The organism is Holdemanella biformis DSM 3989 (assembly GCF_000156655.1).
In the GTDB taxonomy this organism is placed as follows: Bacteria; Bacillota_I; Bacilli_A; order Erysipelotrichales; family Erysipelotrichaceae; genus Holdemanella; species Holdemanella biformis.
Genome location: NZ_DS996850.1, coordinates 40,212 through 50,507 on the forward strand (window position 1 = coordinate 40,212; position 10,296 = coordinate 50,507).

Below are 10,296 nucleotides of genomic sequence, written 5' to 3' on the forward strand. Positions count from 1 at the left end.
TAAAAAAAGATGTGATTTCTCACACCTTATTTTGACATAGTTGCTTCAATTTCCTTATATGTTTCAACAGGGTTAGCACTCTTCGTAATTGAACGACCAACTACGATATAATCACAGCCTTGTTCTTTCGCAAATGCAGGAGTCGCAACACGCTTTTGATCATCTTTAGAATCACTTGCCAAACGAATACCTGGAGTTACTGTTAAGAAGTCTTCTCCACAAGCTTCGTGAATCGCCTTAGCTTCATGTACGGAACATACAACACCGTCTAAGCCTGCTTCTTTCGCATTCTTCGCATATTTAATAACACAATCAATAACTTCACCAGGAATTCCCAATTCGTTATTCATAGCTTCTTTAGAAGTGCTTGTAAGCTGAGTTACACCAATACACATAGGACGTTTTCCATCTTTAGCCCCTTCATTCAAACCATCAATGGCAGCCTTCATCATCGCAATACCACCAGCACAGTGTACATTGACAATATCTACACCTAAGTTCGCTAAGTTTTTCATTCCACCCTTAACTGTGTTAGGAATGTCATGCAATTTCAAATCTAAGAAAATGTGGTGACCCATTTCCTTCACTGTTTTTACCATTTCTAAACCACACGCATATGTTAATTCCATACCAATCTTTACATATACGGGTTCATCAAATTGTTTTAAGAAATCTACAACTTCTTCTTTACTCGAAAAATCTAATGCTACAATTGTTTTACTCATTATTTAAAACTCCTTCCAACTGCTTCTTCAATATTTTTATATCCATATTTCTCCAATACTTTTGGAAGATCCTCAATGATTTTTGGACATACATAAGGATCCACAAAGTTTTGGGCACCCACTTCAACAGCACTTGCCCCCGCATTTAAGAATTCCAATACATCTTCTGCACAAGTAATTCCACCAACACCAATGATTGGAATATTTACAGCTTGTGCTACTTGATATACCATTCTTAAGGCAACCGGCTTAATGGCAGGACCAGAAAGACCACCTGTTACATTGGCAAGCAATGGTTTTCCCGTCTTCAAATTGATACGCATACCCATTAAAGTATTGATCAATACAATACCATCTGCACCAGCTTCTTCAACGGCTTTGGCAATTTCTACAATATCCGTTACATTAGGTGATAACTTCACATATACAGGTTTTGTAGCGGCTTCCTTACAAATCTTAGTCACATGTGCTGCAAGTTCAGGTTTCGTTCCCAAACCAATACCACCATGTTTTACATTAGGACAAGAAATATTTAATTCATAAGCCTTAATTACTGGCTGATCATTTAATTTCTTGATAACCTCTACATAATCTTCTTCACATGCACCCGCCACATTGGCCATGATTTCTGTATCATACTGTGCAAGGAATGGAAGTTCATTTTCAATAATAGAATCTACACCTTTATTTTGTAGACCAATCGCATTCAACATTCCCATTGGAGTTTCGGCAATTCTTGGTGTAGGATTTCCAAAACGCTCTTGTGGTGTAGCCGATTTGATGGCAATACCACCTAATACGCTCAAATCATATAGTTCGGCATATTCTTTACCAAATCCAAAACATCCACTAGCTGGAATAATTGGATTCTTCAAATTCAATCCGGGTAGTTTTACTGAAATATCCATTATAAAGCCACCTTTCCCATTTCAAATACAGGACCATCTTTACATACACGCAATGAATGTCCTTCTACATCTTTCACAACACATCCCATACAAGCACCAAGGCCACAAGCCATACGAGCTTCTAATGAAATATAGCCTTCACTATATTGTTCGTTGATTGCCTTCAACATAGGTAAAGGTCCACAACTAAGTACAAAGTTACATGTCACATTGTTTTCTTTGATCGCATCCAATGCTGTACCCTTTGTTCCAAGTGTTCCATCCATTGTTGCGACATATACATCACACCCAAGTGCTTTGAATTCATCCACATAGAATACGCTATCTGCATCATTTGCACCTAGAACAGCTGTTACACGTGCATTTTTACTTAAATATTGTTTTGCGGTTTCATATAGTGGTGGTACACCAACACCTCCACCAATCAACAACACTTCTTCTTTATCTTCAATTGGAAAACCATTTCCAAGTGGACCAAAGATATCTAATTTTCCTTCAAGTTCAGTCATTTTTAAAGTACCTTCACCAAGCACTTTATAGATAATAACTAAAACATCTTCTCTAATTTCACTAATCGAGATAGGTCTTCGCAAATAGAAACCTGGAACTGTGATTTCAATGAATTGACCAGGCTTAGCTGTTTTAGCTAAGTCTGTTTTCAATTCCATTTTCCAAATATCTTTTGCGATTTTGACATTCGATAGAATCTTCGCAAATTCCTGCATACTATTTCCCCATTTCATTCATAGAAACCATTGAGAAGCTCAATGACTCTAAAACTTTCGCTAATGCATTCGCTGTATCTAAACTTGTCATACAAGAAATGTTATTTTCTGCAGACACACGACGAATCAAGAATCCATCAGCACTTGTGTTCTTCTTATTAGACATTGTGTTAATGACAAAGTTTACACGTCCATTACGAATAATGTCTAGAACGTTTTTACCATCTTCTGTTTCAATCTTACTAGCACGATGAACATACAATCCTTCAGCTTCAAACATATCTGCAGTACCCTTTGTTGCATAGATTCCATATCCAATATTTGCGAAGCGTTTCGCCAATTCTAGTGCTTCTTGTTTATTCTCATCATCAATTGTCATTAATACATTTCCATGAGTTGGAACACTTACACCACTGGCAACCAATGCCTTATAGAAGGCTTTTTCTAAGTTGACATCACTACCTAAAGCCTCACCTGTAGATTTCATTTCAGGTCCTAAAACTGTATCTACACTACGTAATTTTGCAAATGAGAATACTGGTGCTTTGACAAATACACGGCCTTCTTCTTCCGGATGATATCCTGGAGTATATCCTTGTTCTTCAATTGATTTTCCTAAGATAGCCTGCGTTGCGATATAACTCATAGCTACACCTGTAATCTTAGATAAGAATGGTACAGTACGAGAGGAACGTGGGTTTACTTCTAATACATATACGTTATCTTCTTTGTCTACAATAAACTGAATGTTGTATAAACCAACAAATTCAAAGCCTTTACCAATTCTTGTTCCATAATCAATAATAGTATCTTTCACTTGTTGAGAAATTGTCTGCGTTGGATATACACTAATTGAGTCACCAGAGTGAACTCCAGCACGTTCAATATGTTCCATAACACCTGGAATATATACGTTCTTTCCATCCGCAATCGCATCAATTTCAAGTTCTTTACCAACAATATATTTATCAACTAAAATTGGAGCATCATGACTGATTTCTTTTACGGCTGTTGCCATATAGACTCTTAATTCATCATCATTATGTACGATTTCCATTGCACGACCACCCAATACATAACTTGGACGAACAAGTACTGGATAACCAATCTTATTGGCGATAACGAGTGATTCTTCAACAGTTACTGCAGTTTCACCTTGTGGTTGAGGAATATTCAATTTATGTAACATCGCTTCAAATTCATGACGGTCTTCCGCTAAATCAATAGAGTGTAGTGAAGTTCCTAGAATCTTAACACCATGTTCTACTAATGAATCAGCCAAGTTGATTGCTGTTTGTCCACCAAATTGAACAATAACACCCAATGGTTTTTCTAAATCAATAACGTGCATTACATCTTCTGTAGTTAATGGTTCAAAATATAATTTATCACTAATTGAGAAATCGGTTGATACAGTTTCTGGGTTGTTGTTGATGATGATAGCTTCATATCCTGCATCTCTTAATGTTTCAACGCAATGTACTGTCGCATAGTCGAACTCAACACCTTGTCCAATACGAATTGGGCCTGAACCTAAAACGATGATTTTTTTGCGATCACTGACTTCAGATTCATTTTCTTGATCATAACTTGAATATAAGTATGGTGTTGCACTGACAAATTCACCCGCACACGTATCTACTTTTTTATAAACTGGAATGATTCCATTTTCTTTACGTAAATTATATAAATCGAATTCTTTCATATCCCAGTTACGGGCAATGTAGCTATCTGAGAATCCGTTTTCTTTCAATGTTCTTAAAACCGCAATATCTTTTGGATTTTCATTCATCAATGTTTCTAAATCAAGAATTCTTTGGATATGCCATAAGAAGAAACGGTCAATCTTGGTTACATCGATGACTGTTTCTAAATCATATCCATTGCGTAACCATTGCGTAATCGCAAAGATTCTTTCATCATCGCACTTCTTGATTTTTTCAAGTAATTCTTCCTTAGATAATTCAGTCAATTCCTTTTTATACAAGTGATCTACTTTCATCTCTAAAGAACGAATCGCCTTTAAGAAAGATTCTTCAAAAGTACGTCCAATCGACATAACTTCACCAGTTGCCTTCATCTGTGTTCCTAAATGACGATCTGCATTAGGGAATTTGTCGAATGGAAAACGTGCAAATTTACTTACTACATAGTCAACGGTTGGTTCAAAACATGCATAGCTGTTTTTAGTAACTGGATTTAAGATTTCGTCTAATGTTAATCCTACAGCCAATTTTGCAGAGATTTTTGCGATTGGATATCCTGTAGCCTTACTAGCTAATGCAGATGAACGAGATACACGAGGGTTAACTTCGATGACATAATATTTGAAACTATCTGGATTCAATGCCAACTGTACGTTACATCCTCCACAAATTTTTAATGCACGAATAATTTTTAAGGATGCACTACTCAACATTGCGTTTTCACGATCTGTCAAAGTTTGTACGGGAGCCACTACAAAACTATCTCCTGTGTGCACACCAACGGGGTCAACGTTTTCCATGCTGCAGACTACGATTGCGTTGTCATTTGCATCACGGATTACTTCATATTCGATTTCTTTATATCCGGCAATACTTTGTTCAATCAAACATTGGTGAACTGGACTTGCTTTTAATCCTGCTTCACAAATGTCTCTTAACTCTGCTTCATCATCGGCAAAACCACCACCCGTTCCACCAAGTGTATAAGCTGGACGAACTACAACTGGATATCCTAATGTTTCACAGAATGCAACAGCTTCTTCAACTGTATGAACGATTGTACTTTCTGGTACTGGTTCATTGATGTCTTGCATTAAAGAACGGAACAATTCACGGTCTTCTGCACGATTGATTGCGAGTAAATCAGTTCCTAAAATTTCTACGCCATATTCATCTAAAATTCCATCTTCATGTAATTCTACAACTAAGTTTAATCCGGTTTGACCACCTAATGATCCTAAGATGGCATCTGGTCTTTCTTTATAGATTACACGTTTTGCGAAATCCAAGTTAATTGGCTCAATATATACACGGTCTGCGATAGTTGAATCGGTCATAATTGTGGCTGGGTTTGAGTTAATTAAGATAACTTCATATCCTTCTTCACGAAGTGATTGACATGCCTGAGATCCTGCATAATCAAATTCTGCGGCCTGTCCAATTACGATAGGTCCAGATCCGATTACTAAAATTTTTTTAATGTCTGTGCGTTTAGGCATTATTGCGATCCCCCTTTTCAATCATTTCTACAAATTTACCATATAATGCATCCCCAGTTTGTGGATAGAATTGAATACCAAATGCAGGATATTCCTTATGTTCGATACCTTCACAACTTTTATCATTTAATGCTTGATACGTCATTTCTAATGAAGTATTTTCTAAGCTATCTACATCAACGGCATATCCATGATTTTGGTGAGTAATTTTAACTTTGTTTGTTGCAACTTCCGTAACCGGGATATTTGATCCGTGGTGTCCAAATCCCATTTTAGATACAGTTGCGCCTGAAGCTAATGCGATCAATTGATATCCTAGTCCAATACCAAATACAACGGTTTGTTTCATTAATTCTTTAACAACTTCAATTTGGCTTGTTAAATCACAAGGGTTACCTGGCCCGCTTGATAAACAAACTCCATCTGGGTGGAATGACATAATTGTCTCAACACTTGCATCGTGTCCAACTACGATCATATCCAAGCCACATTTTGAAAGATCTCTCAATGTGCTCATAGTTACACCAAAATCCACGACAACAACTTTCTTTCCGCGGTTTGGCATAGGATAAACTTTCTTTGCAGAAACCAAAGAAACCTGGTTTTTCATCAATTCTGTATTTTTTAATTCTTCGACTACTTTTTCAATATCTGCATCCGCATTACATAATGTAGCTTTCATATTTCCTTTGTCTCTTAATTTACGAGTAATAGCACGAGTATCTACACCATAGATACCTGGAATATCCTCTCGTTTTAAGAAATCACCTAAGCTTTCTTGACTTCTCCAGTTGCTTGGTTGTTCGCAATAATCTTTTACAACAAGACCAAATGTAGCTGGATCAATACTTTCATAGTCATCACGATTGATTCCATAATTTCCAATTAATGGATATGTCATCATAACAATTTGTCCGCAGTATGCATTATCCGTTAAAATTTCCTGATAGCCAGTCATTGAAGTATTAAATACTAATTCTCCAATACGGAAGTTATCACCACCAAAGCTACGCCCTCGATATACACTTCCATCTTCTAACACTAATAGTCTTTCCATGTTTTATCCTTTCCATACTGTTTTTCCATCTACAATGGTTTCCTTTATTTGTGCATTTACGCTCCAACCATTAAATGGTGTATTTTTACCCATAGATTCAAATGTATCTATGTCGATCAAAGATTCATGTTCTAAATCTACTAAGACTAAATCGGCATTATATCCTTCTTTAATTTGTCCTACATTTTCTAAGCCAAAACGCTTAGCAGGTGCAGCCGACATCCAATTCACTAATTGAGCTAATGTCCAACGTTTTTGTCTATGCACAAATTCAGTGTATAGTAACGCAAACGCACTTTCTAATGAAACAATACCAAATGGCGCTTTATCCATCGAACGTTTCTTTTCTTCATAAGTATGTGGTGCATGATCATTGGCAATGCAATCCAATGTTCCATTTTCTAAGCCTTCAATTAAAGACATACGATCTTCATGACTTCTTAATGGTGGATTCATTTTCCAGTTTGGTCCAACCACATCTTTATCTTCCAATAATAAATGATGTACTGTAACTTCTGCACTTACATTCAAGCCTGAAGTTTTCGCTTCTTTTAATGCTTCTACACTCTCTTTAGCTGAAATATGGCAAGCATGATACGCATTTCCTACTTCTTTTGTGATTTCTAAATCACGAATCAATTGTGCACTTTCACAAGCACTTGGAATTCCAAGCCATCCCTTTGATGTCACGACTTCACTATCATGTACACAAGCCCCTGGTCTACGATAGCTCATATCTTCTGTGTGGGCTACAATCATACAGTCGTTTTCTTTCGCCTTTTCCATAGCTTCCTTCATGATTTCGGATGTGGCTACCCCTACACCATCATCACTAAACCAGCGAATTCCTAAATCTTTAATAGCTTTCATATCCACAACTTCTTTACTTGCTTCTTCTAAAGTGATGCAAGCATATGGATATGTATGTACAACAGATTCTTTTTCAATCAATTGTTGATAGTCTTTTATTGTATCCACATCATCTGGAAAAGGAATAACGTTTGGCATCGCAAACACAGAAGTAAATCCTCCATGTGCTGCTGCTAAACTGCCTGTATGAATAGTTTCTTTTTCTGTGTGTCCTGGTTCTCTAAAATGTACGTGTACATCCACTAACCCTGGAATGACTGTAAGACCTGCAGCATCAATAACTTCACAGTCTTTCACTATAGAATCATCAATCTGAATGATCTTTCCTTCATCAATTAAAATATCTTTCTTTTCTACTTGATTGTCAATTAAAACTTGACCATTTTTTATTAAACGCATACTTATTTTTCCTCTTTGAATGGAGCAAAGCCAAATCCACGTTTAATAACGGCCTTTCTAACTAACATACCATTGTGCATTTGTTCAAAAATTCTTGATTTTTCTGCTTCCACTAAATCTGTGTCAATTTCAACTCCACGATTAACAGGAGCTGGATGCATTACGATAGCTTTGTCTTTCATTCTTGCATAACGCTCTTTTGTAAGACCATATTTTTCTAGATATTCACTATCTGTCATACCTGCCATTCCAGAACCTCTTTCTTTCTGAATACGAAGCATCATGACAACATCTGCCCATTCGATGGCTTCATCAAAATCAATTGTTGGATAGCCTGGTCTTTCCCATTCTTTAGGTCCGGCAAAACGAACAGTTGACCCTAGCTTTTCTAAAGCTTCTTTATCACTAGCAGCCACTCTTGAATGTAATATATCTCCACAGATTACTACATTTAAGCCTTCTAATGTACCAAATTCATTTTGCATAGTTAGTAAGTCTAACAAGCATTGTGTTGGATGGTTTCCTGCACCATCTCCAGCGTTTAAAATTGGAATATTGATATTTTCCAATTCTTTGAAGTATTCATCTTGAGAATGACGGATCACCACCATGTCATACCCAATGGATTCAAATGTTTTTACTGTATCATAAAGAGTTTCTCCCTTTGTGACACTAGATGCTCCTGCCGCAAAATCGGCTACTTGGCATCCTAATTGGTGCTGTGCACTTTCGAATGAGAAGTGTGTTCGAGTTGAAGCCTCAAAAAAAAGATTAGCAACCAATGCTTTCTGCATTGGTAATTGCCAATCTTTAAAGGAACTATTAAAAAGTCTAGCATCATCAAGAATGCTATAGATGTCTTCAACTGACAGATCTCTCATGGATAATAACGAATTTTTGTTCATATAATCCTCCTTTTGACTTTAAAAAAATGGATTTAAAAAGTCACTTTTCAAATCCAATTTCTCTTTCATATATACTACCATAAATCATGGATTTTTCAACAGTAAAATTCTTCAATACATCAAAGAACGAACTCTATTTACGACATATGTTTTTAAACTATTTTTTGATTGCGATACACTCTATTTCAACCTTAGCATTCTTAGGTAATTTAGCCACTTCAAAACAACTTCTTGCAGGGAATGGTTCTGTAAAATATTTCGCATATTCTTCGTTTACTTTCGCAAAATCGTTCATATCATCCAATAATACAGTTGTCTTGACAATATCATCATAAATTAAGCCTGAAGTTTCGAGTAATACCCCAATATTTTCAAAGACCTTTTTGGTTTGTTCTACGACATCTTCACTGACTAAATCCCCATTGGTATCTACGCCTAATTGTCCAGATAAGAATACTAATCCTTCTGTTAAAACGCCTGCTGAATAAGGCCCTAATGCCTTTGGTGCTTTTGTACTACTAATTGGTTGTTTCATTTTGTATCTCCTAATCTAATAATTCTTTATCAATGATTTGAAAATTTGCTCTATGAATATACAAAGCCTTACCATCAATCATAAGCTTCGTCATTTTTGGTAAATTATCTGGAATCTTCCAATACACCTTATCTCCAGAGTAGGCGGCAATTGGTTGTCCCAATTGTGATTTAATGACTACAATTCTTCCTTTACCAAACATATTTTTATACTTGTTGATAAAACGAGCAACAGATGTATTGTCCGATATTTGTCCATGTGTATTTGAATCAATATCTGCTTGTGCAAAATCCACATCTGGTGTTAAGCCCTTTTGTTCAAAAATACAAGTATCTCCACATGATTCTATTTCTTTTCCATCTACTGTAATCGTAATTACACTTGATAATTCATATCCACGAACAACACTACCATTTTCATCATAAGAAGTAGACTCTACCGCATTACCTGTAATACTAATTTTATCTCCACTTGTCTCCATGACTTCACTACCATAATTATCATACGTATAGATTGTATATCCATTACCTACTAAATTGCCCTTGATATCATTAAGAGCTGATTGAAACATACTACAGCCACTCAACAACAAACATAAACACACTACACTGATTCGTTTAATATTCTTATTCATACAACCTCCGTTTTTTTATAATGAAGCCATTCGTTATGAATGGCTCGATATTTTATTTTGCCTAATGTTTCGTTTGCCTCTACAAATTCAGAAAACAGTCTAGCTGCATTCCAAGGCCTGTATAAAATACAAGAATGTGCGCTATTGGTAGTTTTTATTTAACATTACACATATCAGAAAAGAAGAATTTTTTCTTCATATCAATTACTTAATACTCGTTTTAAATTTTCAACAGATATCGAACAAACCTTAGAAATTTCATTGACACTCATTCCATTTCTTAACATCGTCTTGTACAAAAGAACCTGTCCTAGTTCGATTCCTTGTTCAATG

At 36.0% G+C, this 10,296-nt stretch carries 9 protein-coding genes; all 9 read right to left on the reverse strand.

Features of this window, described 5'->3' with window-relative positions:
• Positions 1-26: 26 nt before the first annotated feature.
• The 9 genes from pyrF to EUBIFOR_RS10810 all read right to left on the reverse strand — a co-directional run bounded on the left by pyrF (position 27) and on the right by EUBIFOR_RS10810 (position 9,963).
• Positions 27-725 (reverse strand): orotidine-5'-phosphate decarboxylase, encoded by a 699-nt coding sequence (pyrF, locus tag EUBIFOR_RS10770; RefSeq protein ID WP_003866099.1) that lies wholly within the window; start codon positions 723-725, stop codon positions 27-29.
• Positions 725-1,633 (reverse strand): dihydroorotate dehydrogenase, encoded by a 909-nt coding sequence (locus tag EUBIFOR_RS10775; RefSeq protein WP_003866100.1) that lies wholly within the window; start codon positions 1,631-1,633, stop codon positions 725-727. Before EUBIFOR_RS10775 ends, pyrF begins: the two co-directional genes overlap by 1 nt.
• Entirely contained in the window at positions 1,633-2,358 is a 726-nt protein-coding gene (locus EUBIFOR_RS10780; RefSeq protein WP_040466522.1) for a dihydroorotate dehydrogenase electron transfer subunit, read from the reverse strand. The genes EUBIFOR_RS10775 and EUBIFOR_RS10780 overlap by 1 nt, the downstream gene beginning before the upstream one ends.
• 1 nt (position 2,359) lies before the next feature.
• The gene (gene carB, locus EUBIFOR_RS10785) at positions 2,360-5,563 is read right to left on the reverse strand and encodes a carbamoyl-phosphate synthase large subunit (RefSeq protein WP_003866102.1); all 3,204 of its coding nucleotides are present in this window, start codon (positions 5,561-5,563) and stop codon (positions 2,360-2,362) included.
• Positions 5,556-6,620 (reverse strand): glutamine-hydrolyzing carbamoyl-phosphate synthase small subunit, encoded by a 1,065-nt coding sequence (gene carA / locus EUBIFOR_RS10790; RefSeq protein WP_003866103.1) that lies wholly within the window; start codon positions 6,618-6,620, stop codon positions 5,556-5,558. The genes carB and carA overlap by 8 nt, the downstream gene beginning before the upstream one ends.
• A gap of 3 nt (positions 6,621-6,623) precedes the next feature.
• Positions 6,624-7,889 carry a dihydroorotase gene (locus tag EUBIFOR_RS10795; RefSeq protein ID WP_003866104.1) on the reverse strand — a complete coding sequence of 422 codons (1,266 nt, stop codon included), beginning with the start codon at positions 7,887-7,889 and terminating at the stop codon, positions 6,624-6,626.
• A 2-nt stretch (positions 7,890-7,891) separates the two neighbouring features.
• Positions 7,892-8,794, reverse strand: a complete 903-nt coding sequence (locus EUBIFOR_RS10800; protein ID WP_040466523.1) for an aspartate carbamoyltransferase catalytic subunit — start codon at positions 8,792-8,794, stop codon at positions 7,892-7,894.
• A gap of 157 nt (positions 8,795-8,951) precedes the next feature.
• A complete protein-coding gene (locus EUBIFOR_RS10805) occupies positions 8,952-9,329 on the reverse strand; it encodes a RidA family protein (RefSeq protein ID WP_003866106.1) in 378 nt (125 codons plus the stop codon).
• A gap of 10 nt (positions 9,330-9,339) precedes the next feature.
• Positions 9,340-9,963, reverse strand: a complete 624-nt coding sequence (locus EUBIFOR_RS10810; protein ID WP_040466524.1) for a DUF5052 family protein — start codon at positions 9,961-9,963, stop codon at positions 9,340-9,342.
• Positions 9,964-10,296: the final 333 nt, after the last annotated feature.

Excerpts from the sequence above, each read along its gene's own strand:
- pyrF (WP_003866099.1), bottom strand. The coding sequence starts at position 725 with ATGAGTAAAACAATTGTAGCATTAGATTTTTCGAGTAAAGAAGAAGTT.
- EUBIFOR_RS10775 (WP_003866100.1), bottom strand. The coding sequence starts at position 1,633 with ATGGATATTTCAGTAAAACTACCCGGATTGAATTTGAAGAATCCAATT.
- EUBIFOR_RS10780 (WP_040466522.1), bottom strand. The coding sequence starts at position 2,358 with ATGCAGGAATTTGCGAAGATTCTATCGAATGTCAAAATCGCAAAAGAT.
- carB (WP_003866102.1), bottom strand. The coding sequence starts at position 5,563 with ATGCCTAAACGCACAGACATTAAAAAAATTTTAGTAATCGGATCTGGA.
- carA (WP_003866103.1), bottom strand. The coding sequence starts at position 6,620 with ATGGAAAGACTATTAGTGTTAGAAGATGGAAGTGTATATCGAGGGCGT.
- EUBIFOR_RS10795 (WP_003866104.1), bottom strand. The coding sequence starts at position 7,889 with ATGCGTTTAATAAAAAATGGTCAAGTTTTAATTGACAATCAAGTAGAA.
- EUBIFOR_RS10800 (WP_040466523.1), bottom strand. The coding sequence starts at position 8,794 with ATGAACAAAAATTCGTTATTATCCATGAGAGATCTGTCAGTTGAAGAC.
- EUBIFOR_RS10805 (WP_003866106.1), bottom strand. The coding sequence starts at position 9,329 with ATGAAACAACCAATTAGTAGTACAAAAGCACCAAAGGCATTAGGGCCT.
- EUBIFOR_RS10810 (WP_040466524.1), bottom strand. The coding sequence starts at position 9,963 with ATGAATAAGAATATTAAACGAATCAGTGTAGTGTGTTTATGTTTGTTG.